Below are 18,563 nucleotides of genomic sequence, written 5' to 3' on the forward strand. Positions count from 1 at the left end.
GTCAGCAGGTCGGCTACTCTGCATCGAGCCAGTAGGACGAACGCTCGTTGAAGGTGCCGACGAGAAAGCGGCGAGGGCCGTGACGCGGCGCCGAGAACAGTCCGGGACCGTATTCGTGCTCGGCCCAGCGCCGTTCGTACCCCATGAGTTCGAGCACCGTGGCGAAGAGCGCGAAATGGTCGGTGCGGTCACGGTGATTCGCCGCGGCCGCCGCGAGGTCTCTCCGCAGTTGCGGGTCCTTCGTCAGCGCGAGGAGTGGCACCCGTACCTCGCCACGATGAGCTGTCGGTACCAGCGAACAGTGGGAAAGGTCGTAGCCGCCTTCGTAGAGAGACTGACCGTGGTCGGAGGTGTACACGAGTACGGTCTCTTCGTCCATCGCCGACCAGGTCTTCTCGAGAAACGCGTCGACCGACCATCGCAGGGCCCTGTGATACGCGCGAACGTCTTGCTGCCGGCGTCGCTCGAGATGCGGTGCGGCGACGTCCTGCGGCGGTTCGTACGCCAGCTCTACCGGAACCTTGTCGGTGTAGGGCGGGTGGATACCGAACTTGTTGACGTAGATCAGCCTGTATCCGTCGCCCCGCCGCAGTTCCTCGGCCAGGATCTCGACGACTCGCCTGTCGCGCTCGTGATCGGGGGCGTCGGTCACCCGAACGAATCGATCCACCTGCGCGACCTCCGCAGCATCCATGTAGCTGTGCAGCCGCTCCCACGCGTCGATGAGGGTGGAGCCGAAGCCGCCATGACGGGCGTACTGCCAGATCGTCGGCGCGGTGCGCCACACGTCCGCACCGTCGGGGAGTTGTTCGGCGCGCAGGCCCAGCCGCAGGATGACTCTCGACGCGGCCGAACAGTTTGTCGCCGAGGTCGCGAGGCCGAAGTTGACGAGAGAAGGGCCGAGGCTCTCGAGAAACGGCGTGTTGTCGAAGCGGTGGGTGTTGATGCCGAGGACGTCTCCGCGCACACTTTCGTCCACCACGAAGACGATCGTACGGGCGCGGGGCGAGATTGCGCGGGCGTAGGAGACTGGCAGGCGCGCGGTTGCCGCCGGATTCTCTGGTGTCACCGCGACCGCCAGTTGCCCCGCGAGGGCGACGGACGGGGGCAAAGCCGGCGCGGGGCGCATGCCGGTCGTGTTGAGAAGCACGGCACCGCCGAGCGCGATGCCGCCGGTCACCCCAACCGACCACGGCAGGGCTCGTCCACGTGGCGGCAACACGTACGCCACGAGCAGCACCAGGCCCATCACGAGCGCTGGGCCGATCGATGACAGGTACTCCGGCAGCACTGTCGTGGCCATGCCCAGTTCACGTACCAGCGTCGTCGTCATCGCCTGCTCGAGTGCTCCGCCCGAGACGGCTCGCATGGCCTGATCGGCAGTGAATCCCACGAGGAAGGGCAGCCCGACTCCCGCGCGCATCAGCCATCTGTCGAGGAAGGGCGCCGTGGCCGCGGCGACCGCGGCACATCCAACGACGACCACGTAGACAAGGAGCAGTGCGTACTGACCCGAGGTCTGGAGCCGGACGATCTCGGACGCGGCCGCGCCTGCGGCAAAGCGCGGTGCGAGGCTGAAGACCGTGGCGATTGCGCAGAGCTTGGCGGCCGTCACCCATCCGAGGCGAGCGACCCTGACCAGCCACAGCCCACTCGCCGCCGCGGCGACCAGCGCGATGAATCGTGTGAGCCCGGTCGGCTGCGCGCGTGCGGACACGCTGTAGCGCGCGGGGCTCTCGCGAGGGTCGGTGCCATCAGGGGAGGAAAAGAGGAGGGCGTTTCCCCAGTGTGAGTAGCTGCCTCCACCGTGGTCCGCAATGAGGGCATGCATGGCATGCGATGGACCGAGCGCGGTACCGTCCCGAAGCAGCACGAGGGTGGAACGGCCTGGCGCCTCGTTCGTATCGCCGGGCACTTCGAAGCCCGCCCGAGCGAGTGTGGCCATGTCGACAGCGAACTGCTGTCCGGAGACATGACGTATCGCGTCCGGAGCGAGCGACAGGGTCACGGTTGGCGACCACGACAGGAGCCAGAGCGCAACGCTGGCCACGGCACCGGCGGTTGCCACCCACGCCCACCGGCGAACACGTCCGGACACGGTCCGGAGATTAGCACTGTGGGTGTACTTGAGAGGGGCCTTCGGGGAGAATGCATGGATGTCTTCGGTGTTCACACCCCACGCCATGCCGGCCGGCGCGAGTGGCCGCCGGTGATGAGCGGACAGTCGCCCTCCTTGCATCTCGTCATGGTGGCCAGCGGGTACCCGCCCGCGCAGGCGGCCGGTCTGGAACGAGGATGTCAACGGTTGTCCGAGGCGCTCGTGCGCCGTGGACATGACGTGACCGTGGTGACGGGACATGCCGCTGGCCTACCCGAGGACGCACGTGAAGATGGTGTGCGTGTGCTGCGCGTGCTGCGGCCCAGGGGGCCGGGGCCGTTATGGGGATGGAGTTACCGGCGTCAGGTACGCCGGTGGCTCAATGAACTCTTGCCGCAGTGGGACCTGGTGATGTGCCATCAGCTATATCTGCACTCGGTGGAAGCGAACGAGATCGCACGCAAGCACGGACGCCGGTCGTGTCATCTGCTCGTCGCGGCCCAGGACTACTCCGATGTCACGCGTCTTGCGTCGATTCGGGGCGGTGCGTCGCTCGTGCGACGGGCGGTGGATGCCGACGCCTTGTTCGTGCTCTCGCGCTTCAGTCGGCAGGAACTCCTGGCGGCCGGTGCACGACCTGAGCGCGTGCACGACTACCGATACTTCGTGGACGTTGACCGCTTTCGCCCTGCTGACGATCCGCCGGCGCGTGAGCTGTTGTGTCTGGGGCGCTGGCATCCGCAGAAGAACCTGCCTCTGCTGCTGGAGTCGTTCGCACTCTTTGCCGTACGGGTGCCTGACGTACGCCTGCGCATCGTTGGCGCGGGAGAGGAGGAGGTCACGCTCCGGCGCCTGGTGGCTGCGCTGCCCTGCCGCGACCGCGTCATCATCGAAGGATGGGCCACAGATCCGCTGCACGCGTACCAGCGCAGTCTGGCGTTAGTCACGTCGAGCGATGCCGAGGGGTTGTCGAACGTGTTGATCGAGGCCATGGCGACGGGCACACCTGTCGTCACGACGGACGTAAGCGGCGCCAGGGAAGCTCTCGATCTCGTGGACGCCCCGCCCGTGGCGAGCGGCAGTGTCGTCGTGGGCCGGGGGGGCCTGCTGGCACCCATGCGCGACGCTGTCGCACTCGCCGCTGCTCTGGAACGTGTCACACGTGATGAGCCTTTGCGTCAGGCCCTGTCGCAGGATGCCAGGATTCGTGCTGTCGCGGCATTTTCAGAGTCAGCCAGCGTGTCGGATTTCCTCACAGCGGTCCAGAGCGCGACTGCGGAGTCGGTGTGCGACGCTCGTTGAGCGCTCTGCTTCGGTTCGCCCGGTGGAGCGCATCCTACCGGGCGACATTCGGAACGTGGCGAGGCCTACGTCTGTGTCTGCAGGTGCGACGGCTCTGGACTGACGTTCCTGGAACCATGGTTCGCCTCGACGTGCCGGATTGGCCTGGGCCTGTTTTCCTTCGGGCGCACACCTCAGACCTGTCCACGTTCGAGCAGATCTTCCTCGCGGGCGAGTTGGATCATCACCTGCATTTCTCGCCGACGCGCATCGTCGATGCGGGAGCCAATGTCGGGTTCGCGTCGATTGCCTTCGCCTTGCGGTATCCGGAGGCCCAAGTCGTCGCCATCGAGTTCGAGCGAGCCAACTTCGATCTGCTCGTTCGGAACACGCAGCACTGGCCGACCATCCGCCCGATGCACGCCGCATTGCGGGGGCAGTCGGAGCGCGTCGGCGTGCGCGATCACGCTGTCGTGGCCTGTGCGTTCGAGGCAGTAGCGGTCGGTGACGGAGGCGTGGAAGGCGTCACGGTCGGTGGTGTGATGGAACACACCGGATGGGACAGTCTCGATCTTCTCAAGCTGGACATAGAGGGCAGCGAACTCGAGGTGCTCGAGAATGCTGCCGAATGGGAATCGCGCGTACGTGCCATCGCCGTCGAGACTCACGACCGGTTTCGACCAGGCTGTCAGGCCGCACTGGAGCGCGTAGTCGGGAGCGGTGGCTGGCAGCGCTCGATCAGTGGCGAGTATCAGTGGGCCGTGCGAGAGTGAAGCGATGGCACTTCTCTCACCCTACGGCGAGTTCTTGCTGGAGAGTGTCCGCGCGCAAGGCGCCTTCGCCCGGACGCTGACGGTCGGCCGACAACAGAACATGGTGCGCAGTGACGTACTCCATCGTTTCGGCATCGCGCCGGATGTGGCGCGCGCCGTGGCTGAGGCTCCGTACGCGGATCACTTCCTGCTCGATGCGTGCGGAGCATCCACAGTCGAGGCCGTCGATGCTTCGGCTTACGAAGGCGCAGACCTCGTGGCCGACTTGAATCGTCCGGTACCCACCGCGTGGCACGGCCAGTACGATGTGGTCATCGATGGCGGCACGCTCGAACACATCTTCTTCGCAACGACCGCCCTCGCGAGCCTCATGCAGATGGTGCGTCCTGGTGGCCGACTCTTTCTTGCCACGCCCACCAACAACCATTGTGGACACGGCTTCTACCAGTTCAGTCCGGAGTTCCTGTATCGCGCGCTTGCTCCCGAACACGGCTACACCGTCGACCGCATGGTGCTGTTCGTGCACGCGTACCCCAGTGCTGAGCTGACGCCGCGAGGGACGTGGTATGCGGTGGAGGACCCGGCGACAGTTCGCAACCGAATCACACTGCAGTCGGGCGAGGCGGCTCTACTCTTCGTAGAAGCCTCGAGGATACGAGCCGTCGAGCCGTTCGCCATCGCGCCTCAGCAAAGCGACTATGCCGCCGCCTGGCACGGCGCTGCTGACCCGGTGGCTCCAGGAGAAGGCGGAGCGCGTCGCGACTGGCGCGACCTGTTGCGCCCTGCAGCCCGATGGCTCTCGACCGTCCCTGTTGTACGCGGCAACATTGAGCGGCGCTGGCGATCTTCGCTTCGCAATCGGCGATCGTTCCGGCCGATCAAGTGACCCGGGTCACGACAGGTTGGCGACGGAGTACCGCGACACGGAGCATCAGACCTGCCAGCGACGCGGCCGCGGTCGCCAGCAGGCTGCCGTCGACTGAGTAAGCCGGAATGAGGAGCGCGTTGCCACCGAGATTGGCTACCGCTGTCACGAGCGAGATGGCAGAGGTCGTCGATACGCCGCGCAGGCCCTTTGCGACGAGCAGATCAGCGCTCATGGTGACCCCGAGGTGCATGTAGATACACAACCCGAGGAGGCTCGCGGTCACCCACGAGAACTCGAACTTGCCACCGTAGACGACGAAGAGCAGGCGGCACAACAACGCTGCCGCTGGAACGGCCAACCAGCCCACGACGACGAAGGTGCGGGCCACACGTCCGTACATGGCCGATGGGTTGCCGTGCGCGCTTGCTGTCGGAAGCAAGACGTCAGAGACAAGTTTGGTCACGCGGCTCGCAACAATGTTGAACGCGGCATAGTAGGCGCCATACAGGCCGACTGCACTCACTCCGTGGTACGCGTTGAGCATCAGCGTGTCGATTGAACTCAGTGCGAACAGGTAGGCGACGCTGCCGACCGAGTAGACCGCGCCGAATCGTGCCAGCCGCTGAACCAGGGCTCGTTGCGGCCATTCCATCGAGGGCGCGGTGTCCTTCAGACAGAGCCCGGCGAACACGAGCAGCCGCATGGCGCTCAGGAGAACGTACAGCGCATACGTCCAGGTAACGCGCGTGACGAGCAGGGCCGCCGTTGGCACGGCATACGCCACCGCCGCTACGACGTTGTGCCGGCCGACGCGCGCGAACAGCCGCAGCCCGGTCAGCATGGCTTGCGTCACGATTTGCAGAGTGGTCACCGCCGCAAACCCGAGACTCCAGAGCAGTACTGTGCGCGGCACACCCAGCGCAGTCGAGAGTGGCGTCGCCGTGACTGTGCCCACCAGGACCACGGCCGGGAGGAGGCAACCGATCAACACGAGCGTGGAACTCAGCACCCGCCCTGGTGCAGGAGAAGAGGCGATCTCCCGCGCGGCCGCGGCATGGAGACCCAGAAGCATCGGCACGACGAACAACTGCGCCGTGCCGATCACGAGATTGGCGCTGCCGAACTCCTCCGGACCAAGCAGGCGGACGACATACGTACTCAGGCCGAACGTGATCAGCGTGGCGATGACATCGGAACTCAGAAGGTAGCCGAAGTTCGCGAGAAAGCTGCGCGTGCCGCCGGTGAGCGGACCGCCGAGGAGCCTGGCGGCAAGAGCGTCGACGAGGCTGGCGACTCTCGCCCGTGCGCGTGTGACGGCTGAAGACAAGCGTTGAATCCTACTGTTCAGCGTTGCCGCGCACAAGGATGACCAGGCTGGCAGATCCTTATAATAGGTGGGTTTGGCCGATCGTCTGCATGTCTGTTTCGTGATCCGTTCTCTCGAGACGGGTGGGGCCGAGCGGGAAACGGTCGAGCTGATCCGCCGCCTGGCAGGCGGCGGAGACAGGGTGACGGTTCTCGTCTTCTATGGCGGTGGACAGCTCGAGCAGGATCTCGCAGGGCTCCGGGGCGTCACCGTGCGGTCATTGGAAAAGCGCGGCCGCTGGGACATGCCGCGCTTCCTGTACCGTCTGTGGTCGGTCGTGCGGCAGGTTCGCCCCGACGTCCTCGTGGGCGTACTGGGCGTCGCAACCGAGTCGGTGCTCCTGGTGGGACGGGTGCTCGGCGTGCCCGTCGTGTGGCGTCTCGGTGCGGCCTTCATGGACTTCTCGCTGTACGACTGGGCGCCGCGCGCGATATTCCGGATTGGTGCGTGGCTGTCTCGCTTTCCCGATGCGATCCTGATCAATTCGGAGGCTGGTCGTGCGCATCACGTGGCGCATGGCTGGTCTCCGGCACGGATGGAGGTGATTCCCCAGGGCTTCGATGTGGGGAAGTTCCAGCCAGACCGCTCCGCCGGGATGGCCGTTCGCGCAGAGTGGCGCGTCAGGGACGAGGATTTGCTCATCGGTCTTCTGGCACGCCTCGATCCCATCAAGGACCACGAGACATTTCTTCGCGCAGCAGCAATCGCGTGGCGGAAGGAGCCCGCGCTGCGATTCGCGTGTATCGGCGGTGGTGTCGACGGGGAGTACCGCGACAGGATGGAGCGGCTGTCGATCGAACTGGGCCTGCAGCACGTCCTGGCCTGGGTTGGTGAACGTCGCGACGTCATGGGCTGCTGCAATGCTCTGGACATCGTGACGCTGACGTCCCTCGGCGAAGGCCTGTCGAACGCGATCGGCGAAGCGATGTCGTGTGGCGTTCCCGCAGTGGTCACGGATGTTGGCGACATGGCACGGTTGGTCGGCACGACGGGTCGCGTCGTGCGTTCGAGGGACGCCGACTCCCTTGCGGCAGCCTGGCTCGAGCTCGCCGCGCAGCCGTCGCTTCGACGGATCCTCGGTGACGCCGCACGCGCCAGGGTGATGGAGCACTATTCCGTGGACGCGGCGGCTCGCGCGTTTCGCAAGACGTTCACCACGCTCGCGGAGCGGAGGCGATGACCTCTCGCGCTGAGGTGCGGATCACGGCGGTCATCTCCTCCCTGGCGTGCGGTGGTGCCGAGCGCGTCATGTCGATTCTCTGCAATCACTGGAGTGGTGCGAATCAAGTGACGTTGCTCACCTTCGACGACGGTCTCGAGCCGCCGTTCTTTCCCCTGAGTCCGGCGGTGTGTCATCGGCCGCTGGGGTTGGCGGGAAGGTCGACTCAGGTCATCGATGCCGTCGTGCGCAACGCCGGTCGTGTGCGTCTGCTGCGACGTGCGATCGAGGCATCGACACCGGATGTGGTGGTGAGCTTCGGCGATCGAACGAATGTGACCGTGCTGCTGGCGACGCGAGGACTCCACGTGCCGGTCGTGGTGTCGGAGCGCAGTGATCCGCGGAACTTTTCGCCTGGGTGGGCGTGGTCCGTGCTTCGGGCGTTCACCTATCGACAGGCTTCGTCGATCGTGCACGTCGCGACTGAGGGCCGCGAATGGTTCCGTGGCAGCCTGGCGCGCAAGGTCCGAGTCATCCCGAATCCAGTGGCCGTCGCGCCGGCACGACGGCGAGATCCGAAGGACGACGATGTCGTGCGGCTCGTGTCAGTGGGACGTCTCGCTCACGAGAAGGGTCACGACCTGCTGCTGGAGGCGCTCGCGAGTCTGTCTCCGGATACACGGCAGCGCGTGAGCCTGACGGTCGTCGGCGACGGACCCCTGCGGGAAGCGCTCGAGGCCCGCGCGTCCACCCTCGGCCTCGAGCAGCACGTACGGTGGGCGGGGCGTCAGCAGGACCCGCTCGCCTTCGTGAACGCTGCGCACGTCTTTGTTCTGCCATCCCGGTTCGAAGGATTCCCGAACGCCCTGGCTGAGGCCATGGCGGCCGGACTGGCGGTTGTCGCAACAGATTGCCGCTCGGGTCCGCGTGAACTCATCGATGATGGCCGCAGCGGTCTACTGGTTCCTGTCGACGATATCGCGGCACTCGCTGCTGCGATCACGGAATTGGTGGCCGACCCGACTCTGCGCCGCCGTCTGGCTGCGGAAGCGCCGGCGGCGACGCACCGCCTGCACGTCGACCGCGTGGCGGATGAGTGGCAGGCCTTGTTCGCTGAGGTAAGGGCGCGAAACGCATGACAATCAGGGAGAACTCCAGGACAACACCGGGCCTGGCTCTGACGTTCGTGGCCATGGTGGCGCTGCCCATCGGCCTGCAGTGGGTCACACCGGCTACCGTCGTGATCCCGATCGTCACAGCCGTCCTGGCACTTGTCCTGTCGCGGTTGATGCCAGGCGCGTCATCTCACGCGTTCCTGAGAATCTGGATCGGGAGTGCGATCGTACGGTGGCTCGCGCTGGTGGCCGCCGTCGTCGCCCAGCGTTCACTCGGCACCGTGGTCCTCGGTGGAGACGGGCAGCAGTACCTCTCTCGTGCACTGTACCTTGCCGCGTCAGGATTCTCGCTCGACGTATCGCCAATCGTCGAGTTCGGGACCTACGATGTCGGGCCGTACTACTACTTCGCGACCGTGATTGGAGGTCTCGGGCAGAACCTCATCGCGTTGCAGATGACCAACGCGGCGGTGTCGTCTCTCGTTCCGCCTCTGACGTACGCGATGGCGCACCGCCTCGTGCCTCGACACGCCATGTGGATCGGCATCGTGCTGGCGCTGTATCCGACGGCCATGGTGTTCGCCGTGCTGGATCTTCTCAAGGATCCTTCGGTCGTACTGGCGACCGTCACGGCGTTCTGCGCCATCGTCTATCTCATCGAGGACGATGCGATCCTTGCACCTGGACGTCGCGCGACTCTGCTGTTCCTCATCCTGGCAAGCTTGTCCTATCTGCACCTGAGTCGCTACTACAGCATGCTGTTCCTCGGCTTGGCCATGCTCGTGAGTGTCGGCTTCCTCGTCGCCTGGCGGCGCGCTCGGCCTCGGCGTGCGCTCATGCAAGTGGCCGTGGTCTGGGTACTCGCAGAAGGGATATTTCTGCCGTTCGGCTGGCCGCCGTCGCCGGCGATGCTGTCGAGCAGCGCGCAGTCCGTCCTCGATGCGGCGGACATCGCGCATCGTGCCACTGACGTGCAGGGCGCCGACGAGCCCTTGACCTCTCCAACTCCTCGCAGGAGGCCGGGCATCGTGGCGCGGGAGCGAGCGTTGCCTCAGTTGTCCGAATCACTGCGCATTGCCGGTGGTGGTCGCTCCGACGCTGGCGATGGCGCAGTGGTAAGCCCATCGACAGGCCTGCACACACGTGATGGCTCGCGGAATGTGGGGATGAAAGGCGCGGCACCGACGGCCGTGAAAGTAGAAACGGTGGCGTACCAGGCGCTGCCGGAGCAATCTGGCGTCAAGGGGCGTGTCATCGACGTGTCACGCAAGCTCCTGGGGCCGTTCGTGTGGGTGCTGCCTCCTGATTTGTCTCTGCGTACGGTGATGGTCGGCGACTATCTCCTGTACCCCGGGATGATTCTCTGGTACATCGCCTGGCCGTTCATGATCGTTGGCGTCGTCTGGACGAGCATCTTGACCGTGCGCGGGCGCGCACCGCTGATGCTGGGCTGCCTCGCTGTGTTCGCCGGCCTGTACCTGGCTTTGTATGTTGGGGTGAACCTGTCGTTCCGGCAGCGCGACGCCCTGTTGCCGTTCTTGTTGATACTGGCGGCCGGCGGGTATGACGTCATTCGCGACTGGCGCGCGTGGCCCTGGGGCTACGGCGTGTATTGGCTGGGACTGGTTGGCCTGGCGGCGGCGCATCTCGTGGCACGGGCGAGACTGGCGCCATAGATGTCGGCAGACGAACGGTTCGTGGCATTCGTGCTCACGACGCTCGACACCGGTGGAGCCGAGGGCCAGTTCGCGCTGCTCGCGGCGGCGCTGGCCGCACGCGGGCATCGTGTGGAGGTCACGTGCCTCGGCTGTTCATCGCCGCTCGCCACCAGTCTGCGCGCCACTGGTGTGACCGTGTACGAACTCGGGGCCCGGACGCCCTCTTCATTGCGGAATGCGTGGAGACTCGTGTGCGGTTTTGCGTCGACGGTCGTGCGCTGGCGTGGCGACACACCTCGGGTCGTTCACGGAGTTCTGCTACACGGATACATTTTCGGGGCGTTTGCTGCCCGACTGGCTGGCGTTCCAGCGGTGGTGGCGAGCCGGCGTTCACTCGGAGCGTTCAAGGCCCACAGGCCGTTGCTCCTGGGTTTGGAACGCCTCGCCACCCGATGCACGGATGTCGTGGTCGCCAACTCCGCGGCTGTCAGGCAGGACACGTTGGAACGCGAGCGACTCGATCCTGCCATCGTTCGCGTCATCCACAACGGCCTTGCGCCGTTTGTCGACGTCCCTGATGCGCGAGAGCGACTGCGGCGCGGTTTGCGGACATCGGTCGAGATGCCGGTCGCAGTGATGGTGGCCAACCTCATCGCGTACAAGGGGCATGACGTGTTGTTGCCGGCCTGGCGGCACGTGCTGGAACGGCATCCAACCGCCATGCTCTGGCTTGTCGGAGAGGGCCCTGAACGGGGACGACTGGAGACACTGGCGCACACGCTTGGCATCGAGACCCAGATACGATTCGCTGGCAGCCGCGTCGATGTTCGGGAGCTTCTGGCGGCAGCTGATGTGCTGGTCCATGCGTCGCGCGAAGAGGGATTCAGCAACGCGATTCTGGAGGGAATGGCTGCGGGGTTACCTGTCGTTGCGACAGCGGTCGGTGGGAACCCAGAGGCCGTCGTAGAGGGGGAAACAGGCGTGCTGGTGCCCGCAGATGACGCGGTCGCGCTGGCCTCCGCGATCGACCAGGTGATTGACAACTCGACCGTGTCACGTGCCTGGGGCACCGCCGGTCGCGCGCGAGTGGCCGCGTCGTTCACGATCGATCAGATGGTGGCTGCGTACGAAATGCTGTATGCCGAGCTGTTGATCCGGAAAGGCCAGGCATAAAGACGTGTGTGGCATCGCAGGACGCATCAATTTTCTCAGCGGCGCACCCGTCGATCCTCGCCATGTGACGGCGATGTGCGACCTGATGCGGCACAGAGGCCCTGACGGCGAAGGTGTCTGGGTAGACGGGCCCGTGGGGTTCGGACATCGACGCCTGTCGATCATCGATCTCTCGAACGCCGGCGCGCAGCCGATGAACAGGGGAGATGGGCGACTGTGGCTCACGTTCAACGGGGAGATCTACAACGTCCGCGACGTGCGACGCGCCCTGGAGGCCAGGGGCGTGACGTTCCGGTCCCACACGGATTCCGAGGTCATCCTGGCGGCATACGACGCCTACGGTGACGACTGCGTCAGTCACTTTGTCGGGATGTTCGCGTTCGCCATCTGGGACGCGCGGGCGCGCCGGGCCCTCATCGCGCGCGACCGCGTCGGGAAGAAGCCGCTGTTCTATCGCTTCGATTCCGACGGCCTCGCGTTTGCGTCGGAGGTGCGGGCGTTCTTCGGCGAGCCCGGGTTCACGGCCGAGCCCGACCCGCAGGCGATTGCCGACTACCTCGGGTTCCAGTACGTGCCGACGCCCGGCAGCGCCTTCAAGGGCGTGCGGAGGCTGCCCCCCGGCCACGTGATGACGATCCAGGACGGACGGCAATCCATCACGCGCTATTGGTCGCTACCGTACCAGCCGACATTGACGATCAGTGAGGACGAGGCCGTGGAGGCCGTGGACGAGGCGTTGGACCGTGCCGTCCAGGATCGTCTCGTCAGCGACGTCCCGCTCGGCGCGTTCCTCAGCGGGGGGATCGACTCGGGGACGGTCGTGGCGATGATGGCCCGGCATTCGTCGACGCCGGTCCGGACTTTCTCGATCGGGTTCGCCGAGGAGCGGTACAACGAACTGCCGGCGGCGCGTCTCGTGGCGGAGCGCTACGGGACGCGGCACGAAGAGTTCGTCGTCGAGCCCGACGCCGTGACGCTGATGCCGAAACTGGTCTGGCACTACGGCGAGCCATATGCGGATTCATCGGCCCTGCCCACATTCGCGTTGGCGGAGATGACGCGCCGGCACGTGACGGTGGCCCTGAACGGAGATGGTGGTGATGAGAGCTTCGGCGGGTACACGCGGTATGTGGCCAGTCTCGCAGCGTCGCGGTTCGACCGGGTGCTGCCCGCGGCATTGCGCCGGCTCCCGGCTCTCGTCACCGGGCCCGTCTCATATGCCGTGCCGACGCCGCTCTTGCGTCGTGCGCATCGTTTCTTCGAGAGCTTTGGCGAGTCGTCCGAGCGGCGTTACGCCTCATGGATGCTGCATTTCGATCTGCAACGCAAGCGAGCCGTGTGCCGACCCGAGTTTCTGGAAACCGTGCAACCCGATGTCGTGCCGCAATTGGAGGCCATCTTCGAGGCATCGTCCGCCCCTGACTTCATCGACCGGATGCTCGACGTGGATGTGCAGACCTATCTGCTCGACGATCTCCTGGTGAAGGTCGATATCGCGACCATGGCGCACTCGCTCGAGGCACGGTCGCCCCTGCTCGATCACCGCGTGATGGAACTCGCGGCGCGCCTGCCGGCGCGGTACAAGATCAAGGACGGCAGACACAAGAAGCACGTTCTGCGTCGCGTCGCGGCCCGACTCCTGCCGACGGAGATACTCGACCGGCCGAAGATGGGTTTCGGCGTCCCGCTCGATCGATGGTTCCAGACGAGCCTGCAGGGGTACGCCCGTGAAATCCTCCTCGACGAGCGGACGCTGAACAGAGGCTACTTCAAGCCGGACGCCATCGGTCGCGTGCTCGATGAGCATGCCTCGGGCCGCATGTTCTGGCACTATCAGATCTGGAACCTCCTGATGCTCGAAGGCTGGTTCCGTACGTTCATCGACAGACGGCCGGTGCCGTCCGATTGGCCATGATCATTCACCAGTCGGAGGCTGCCGCGTTTTCGAGTCCGACCCGCGTACGGGGGCGCGCTGGCGCGCTTGTCGCGGCGGTTGCCGCAACGATGGTCCCGATCGCAGCGGCGCAGGGCGGTGGGAGTCGGACGATGTCGACTCCTGTCGACCTGACATCGCAGACATGGACCGTTGCGCCGACCACGGGGACCGTGGCCGCGGTGTCTTCCCTTCGCGTCGCGAACATCGGCACTGAAGCCGCGCGCGGCGTCACGGTATGGCCCGTCGACTACTTCGCAGACACGGCGGCATTGCTCGCGAGAATCGCTCCGGATGATTGGCCTCCCTCGCAACGCGCGCGCGCGATCTACGAGTACGTACGCGACCACTACTACCAGTGGGAAGCACCTTCGTACTGGTCGACGGAGGGCGCACGCCCGGTAGCGTTCCTCGGGTTCTACGGTTACGGTCTCTGCTCGGACGTTGCCACCACGCTCGGCCTACTTTTCGAGCGCGCGGGATTGCCCACGCGGATGTGGAATCCTGGAACACCGCCTACCCACGTGGTGACAGAGGTCTACTACGACGGGCGCTGGCACATGTTCGACGCGAATTGGCCGGCCGTGTTCATGCTGTCCGATGGCGTCACCGTCGCTGGCGTCGAGGACCTCATCAGCAGCCCCGAACTGCTGGCGTCTGCTGGGGGAATGTATGCCACGCTGCGTCCCATCTACGCGTCGACGCCGCTGAATGCGGTCTGGCCTGTGACAGCCGCGGCTGCGGCCGCCGATCCCGACCTTTCGTGGACGTTGTTGCCGGGCGACAGCGTGCTGTTTTCGACGACGAGCGCCGTTGCTGCCAGGGACGACAATGCAGGAGAGTCGCGGCCAGCGCTCGCCATCGCGAGCGGTCTTCTTTCGTTACGGGTAGACGCCGGCGCGCCATCCAGTCATGAACGTCTCGTGTCGAGCACCAACGTGGTACTGCGCGACAGAGACGGTCGCCTCGGGTGGGAACCTGCCGACCCCGAGCACCCAGGCGAACTCGTGGTGCGAGTCGACGTTCCCTATCCCATTCGCGACGTCACGACACGGCTGGAGGGGAGTACCCATGGCTCGGAGGCTGGCATTTCACTCGGCGCGCAGCGCCACGCCGATGGGTTCCTGCTGGCTGATAGCGATCTGGCCAGCGGCGTGTTCCTTGAGTGGCCGGGAGTCGCGTCGGCAGAGGGGTTCGCCAGTGCGGAAGACGATGGACTGTTGCCCTTCTTCCACACCGACGGCATTGCCAGCGAGAGCCTACTGATCCTGCACCTCGAAGGAGCGCCCGGCGAGCGACGCCTCGAGTTGTCTGCGTTCCGACGCTCGGAGCTCGAGCAGGTCTTCGTGGACTGGTCACATGACGGGAGCGAGTGGACGGCTCTCTGGTCTGCGCATCCAGCGGAGTTCTGGTATTTCGATGCCACGATCCCGTTGCCGTCCGAACCTGCCGCACTCTTCTTGCGCGTGCGGACCAGCGCGCCGCTCCCCCACGCTGGAATCCGCCGACTCAGGGTCGCCGGGATGCGCGGCAGGACGCCGGCACCTGTCTGGCAGTCGACAGGTACGACGTTCGAATCGGCAGGTGCTGTCGACATTCCGCTCGGAGCCTCTCTGGTGCCGCGACGTGGTGTTGCCCTGCACAGTGCGCTCCTGCACGTGTCCATGGCTGCCCCGAGCGGACAGATCGCGCGAATCGAGTCGATTGGTGTCGAGGCGGCGTTCCAGACGAGCCGATGGTCGCCAGCGAGGCTCGACAAGTGGGGCACCACGTTCACAGCAAGGCAGGTCACGCCTGGTCAGTTGGTGGTTCAGCATGAATGGGACGAAGTGCTCGACACGACGCCCCCGGTCCCCACGACTGTCGCCCCGACTCCCGGCGTCCCGCTTGACCCTGTGACTCGCGAAGTGGCATGGCAGGGCTGGCCTGCTGCCACAGGCTATGAACTGCGTCTGTGCGTCGATGAGGCATGTCTGTCGCCGTTCGCTTACCAATACGTCGAGGCGCCGTCCGGAGGGGATGGTGTCGTGACGGCCTTGCTCCAGGAGCATCCCGCCCTGCTGCCCGGGCACGTGCGGTACTGGTCGGTGCGTGTCATGACCACGGCCCTGTCGTCAGACTGGAGTACGCCGACGGCGTTTTCGCTGGAGTATCCGCCTTTCGTGACGATCGACGCTCCGGCATCGTCGGAAGTAGAACTTCCCTGGGTCACGCTGACGGGTACGGCAATCACCGACGGGCTCGCCTCCCTGGCGTGGACCACGAGTACCGGACAGGGCGGCACGATTCCCATCGAGGCGACGTGGAGCCTGCCCCTCACGCTCTCCGCTGGCGTCACCGAGATCGAAGTGACAGCGGTGACGACGACGGGACTCGAGACGCGGCGTCGCGCGACGTTCTCCGTCCGACCACGGTCGTATCTGCTGGCGGAAGGTGCGACGGGAGACGCCTTCGATACCAACGTGGCGATCGCCAATCACGCCGACATCGAGGCTCCTGTCCGCGTCAGGCTGATGGGGGATGCCGGTGTGGCGTACGAGTTGACGCACGTCCTGCCCCCCTCGGGCCGGATGGACTTCGAGCTAGGCGCGCTCCTCCCCGGAACGGCAGTGGGCATCGCGACAGAGGTCGTATCGCTGCGTGGCGTGCCACTCAGTGTGGAACGTCTGATGACGTGGGGCACCGATGCGTCAGGAGCACACGCAGGTCGTGCCGTGACGGGCCCGAGCCGCGTCTGGTACTTCGCCGAAGGCAATGCAGGCTCCTTCGACACGTACTGGCTGGTGATGAATCCCCAGGACGAACCGGTGACCGTGACCGCGACATTCCTGCTGGACGAGGGCGAGACCATCACGTACACGACGGGCGTTCGCGCTCACGAGCGACTGAACATCCCGGCGTGGTTCGTTGACGGGCTCGCCGGGCGGTCGTTCGGAGCGACGTTCGAGGCGACGCGCCCGATTGCGGTCGAACGAGCCATGTATTTCGCCGGCGCCTTCCCGTGGAAGGGCGGGCACTCGTCGTCTGGTGCCGTGTCACCACACACGCGGTGGTATTTCGCCGAAGGTGCGACGGGTGCGTTCTTCGACACGTTCATCCTGCTCTCGAATCCGAACGCCGAGCCGGCAGGTGTAACGGTGACGTACCTCCTGGCGGACGGTCGTACCGTATTCAGGCAGGTGATGGTCGACCCGTTCGCCCGCCTCACCGTCTGGGCAGATACGGATCCCGACCTCGCCGCTGCCGAGATGTCGATCGTGCTCGATGCCGATCGACCCATCGTGGCAGAACGCTCGATGTACTGGTCGCTCGACGCCGTGTCCTGGGAGGATGGGACCGTCGTCCTCGGGGGCCAGGAGCCGGCCGCGTCATGGGGGCTGGCCGATGTCCGGACCGGGACGCAGGCGGGATACGACACGTACATTCTCATCGCCAATCCGGACGACACGGAAGCGCGCGTGCGCGTACGATTCCACGGAGACGGGCTGCCGGATGTCGTGCGGACGTTCCGGGTTCAGCCACATTCGAGACGAACGATCGGCACCGCCATCATGTTGCCGGAACTGTCGGGCCGTCGCGTGGCTGCCGCAATTGAAGGTCTCGACGGCGCGGGAGTCTACGTGGAGAGTTCCATGTACTGGAGCGCCGGCGGGAGAGTATGGTCCACCGGCGTCGTCCGTTCGGCCACGCCACTGCCGGTCCCGGATCGATGACGACACGGCGCCTGCTGCTGATTGGCGCGGGGTATACCGCACGCCTGGTGGCCGACGAGTTTGTCAGGCATCAGCGGGGACAGGAGCTCGTCGTTGCCCTCGACGATGACGCCGCGCTGCGCGACGGGCGCGTCGGGCCGGCTGCTGTCGTGGGCCCTATTGCAGCGCTCGACGCTGCAGTGGTCGACTACGCCATCGATGAGGTCATCGTCGCGATCCCGAGCTTGTCCGGTGTCAGACTACGCGAGATCACCATCGCGTGCCGCCGCCTCGGGCTGCCCGTGCGGACGATGCCTGCCATCGTCGAGCTGCTCGGACGTCCCATCACGCCGCGCCAGCTGAGGCCCGTGGAGGTGGCCGATCTGCTGCGGCGCACGGAGGTCCGGTGCGATGAACCACCGCCCGCGTATCTGAGCGGGCAGCGCGTGCTCATCACCGGGGCCGGCGGTTCGATCGGACGCGAACTCGCGCGACAGGTGTGCCGCGCGCAGCCGGAGTCGCTCGTCCTGCTCGGACGCGGGGAGAACAGCATCCACGCCGCGCACATCGAACTGGCCGCCGATCCGATGGCTCCGCCGCTGGTGCCCGTGATCGCAGACGTGACCGATGAGCGTGCGTTGAGCCGCGTGTTCGCGACGCACGCGCCGACGCTGGTGTTCCACGCCGCCGCGCACAAGCACGTGCCGTTGATGGAGGCACACCCCGCCGAAGCCGTGCGCAACAATATCGTCGGCACGTGGAACGTGGTGCGCTGCGCGGAGTCGAGCGGTGTCGCGCGTCTGCTGCTCGTGTCGACGGACAAGGCTGTTGCTCCGGCGAGCGTCATGGGCGCCACCAAGCGTGTGTGCGAGTGGATCGTCGGGGATGCGGGCGCGCGCGTCGGGCGACCGTGGGTCGCCGTTCGGTTCGGCAATGTGCTGGGCAGCCGTGGAAGCGTGGTGCCACTTCTGGAACAGCAGATCGCGCGTGGCGGGCCGGTCACGCTGACGCATCCGGAGATGTCGCGCTTCTTCATGACGATCCCGGAGGCCGTGTACCTCGTCCTGCACGCCGGTGGCATGGACGACGGCGGCAGGCTCTACGTGCTCGACATGGGGGCACCCGTCCGCATCGTGGATCTCGCTGCGGATCTGATCCAGCTGTCGGGCGAGGATCCCGATACGATCCGCGTCGTCTTCACGGGACTGCGGCCGGGAGAGAAACTCACCGAGATTCTCTGGGAGGACGGCAGCCGGGTACTCCCCACGAGCCTGAGCGCGCTGCTCCGCGTCGAGGAACCGCAGGCGCCCACGGGAGATCGTCTGCACGAGATGGTGCGCGGTCTCGCGTCGCTCGCACGACAAGGCGACGCGCACGCCATCAGACAGGCGCTGCAGGCGGCTGTACCCGGCAGTAGTCCCGCTCTCGCCCTCACCGGCGCCTGATC

General features: G+C 65.9%; 12 protein-coding genes. 10 read left to right on the plus strand and 2 right to left on the minus strand.

Annotation, left to right across the window (positions count from 1 at the left end):
- Window positions 1-13: 13 nt before the first annotated feature.
- Complete coding sequence (locus tag IT182_16315; protein ID MCC6164914.1) at window positions 14-2,098, minus strand: sulfatase-like hydrolase/transferase; 2,085 nt, start codon at window positions 2,096-2,098, stop codon at window positions 14-16.
- 207 nt (window positions 2,099-2,305) lie between these two features.
- Between IT182_16315 and IT182_16320 the strand changes: the two genes are divergently transcribed.
- From IT182_16320 to IT182_16330, 3 genes are all read left to right on the plus strand, one after another.
- Complete coding sequence (locus IT182_16320) at window positions 2,306-3,400, plus strand: glycosyltransferase family 4 protein (protein ID MCC6164915.1); 1,095 nt, start codon at window positions 2,306-2,308, stop codon at window positions 3,398-3,400.
- Window positions 3,401-3,516: 116 nt separating this feature from the next.
- Window positions 3,517-4,152 (plus strand): FkbM family methyltransferase, encoded by a 636-nt coding sequence (locus IT182_16325; protein MCC6164916.1) that lies wholly within the window; start codon window positions 3,517-3,519, stop codon window positions 4,150-4,152.
- Window positions 4,153-4,156: 4 nt separating this feature from the next.
- Window positions 4,157-5,038, plus strand: coding sequence for a hypothetical protein (locus IT182_16330; protein MCC6164917.1), 882 nt, complete (start codon window positions 4,157-4,159; stop codon window positions 5,036-5,038).
- On the opposite strand, the gene IT182_16335 is transcribed toward IT182_16330, so the two are convergent.
- Complete coding sequence (locus IT182_16335) at window positions 5,031-6,383, minus strand: oligosaccharide flippase family protein (GenBank protein MCC6164918.1); 1,353 nt, start codon at window positions 6,381-6,383, stop codon at window positions 5,031-5,033. The two genes, IT182_16330 and IT182_16335, sit on opposite strands and share 8 nt — an antisense overlap.
- A gap of 64 nt (window positions 6,384-6,447) precedes the next feature.
- On the opposite strand from IT182_16335, the gene IT182_16340 reads away from it, so the two are divergent.
- The 7 genes from IT182_16340 (at window position 6,448) to IT182_16370 (ending at window position 18,561) form a co-directional block, all read left to right on the plus strand.
- A complete protein-coding gene (locus IT182_16340; protein MCC6164919.1) occupies window positions 6,448-7,566 on the plus strand; it encodes a glycosyltransferase in 1,119 nt (372 codons plus the stop codon).
- Entirely contained in the window at window positions 7,563-8,684 is a 1,122-nt protein-coding gene (locus IT182_16345; protein MCC6164920.1) for a glycosyltransferase, read from the plus strand. The genes IT182_16340 and IT182_16345 overlap by 4 nt, the downstream gene beginning before the upstream one ends.
- A complete protein-coding gene (locus IT182_16350) occupies window positions 8,681-10,336 on the plus strand; it encodes a hypothetical protein (GenBank protein MCC6164921.1) in 1,656 nt (551 codons plus the stop codon). The genes IT182_16345 and IT182_16350 overlap by 4 nt, the downstream gene beginning before the upstream one ends.
- A complete protein-coding gene (locus IT182_16355; GenBank protein MCC6164922.1) occupies window positions 10,337-11,491 on the plus strand; it encodes a glycosyltransferase in 1,155 nt (384 codons plus the stop codon).
- Between the two features lie 4 nt (window positions 11,492-11,495).
- Window positions 11,496-13,406, plus strand: coding sequence for an asparagine synthase (glutamine-hydrolyzing) (gene asnB / locus IT182_16360; GenBank protein ID MCC6164923.1), 1,911 nt, complete (start codon window positions 11,496-11,498; stop codon window positions 13,404-13,406).
- A 131-nt stretch (window positions 13,407-13,537) separates the two neighbouring features.
- Window positions 13,538-17,137: a transglutaminase domain-containing protein gene (locus IT182_16365; GenBank protein MCC6164924.1), complete on the plus strand. Its 3,600-nt coding sequence runs from the start codon at window positions 13,538-13,540 to the stop codon at window positions 17,135-17,137.
- The gene (locus tag IT182_16370; protein ID MCC6164925.1) at window positions 17,134-18,561 is read left to right on the plus strand and encodes a polysaccharide biosynthesis protein; all 1,428 of its coding nucleotides are present in this window, start codon (window positions 17,134-17,136) and stop codon (window positions 18,559-18,561) included. The genes IT182_16365 and IT182_16370 overlap by 4 nt, the downstream gene beginning before the upstream one ends.
- Window positions 18,562-18,563 lie beyond the last annotated feature (2 nt).

The sequence above is a fragment of the Acidobacteriota bacterium genome, assembly GCA_020845575.1.
Taxonomy (GTDB): domain Bacteria; phylum Acidobacteriota; class Vicinamibacteria; order Vicinamibacterales; family Vicinamibacteraceae; genus Luteitalea.

What these genes read in the sequence shown, in the direction of transcription:
- IT182_16325 (MCC6164916.1), top strand. Translation starts at nt 3,517, where the DNA reads ATGGTTCGCCTCGACGTGCCGGATTGGCCTGGGCCTGTTTTCCTTCGG.
- IT182_16330 (MCC6164917.1), top strand. Translation starts at nt 4,157, where the DNA reads ATGGCACTTCTCTCACCCTACGGCGAGTTCTTGCTGGAGAGTGTCCGC.
- IT182_16345 (MCC6164920.1), top strand. Translation starts at nt 7,563, where the DNA reads ATGACCTCTCGCGCTGAGGTGCGGATCACGGCGGTCATCTCCTCCCTG.
- IT182_16350 (MCC6164921.1), top strand. Translation starts at nt 8,681, where the DNA reads ATGACAATCAGGGAGAACTCCAGGACAACACCGGGCCTGGCTCTGACG.
- IT182_16355 (MCC6164922.1), top strand. Translation starts at nt 10,337, where the DNA reads ATGTCGGCAGACGAACGGTTCGTGGCATTCGTGCTCACGACGCTCGAC.
- IT182_16365 (MCC6164924.1), top strand. Translation starts at nt 13,538, where the DNA reads ATGTCGACTCCTGTCGACCTGACATCGCAGACATGGACCGTTGCGCCG.
- IT182_16370 (MCC6164925.1), top strand. Translation starts at nt 17,134, where the DNA reads ATGACGACACGGCGCCTGCTGCTGATTGGCGCGGGGTATACCGCACGC.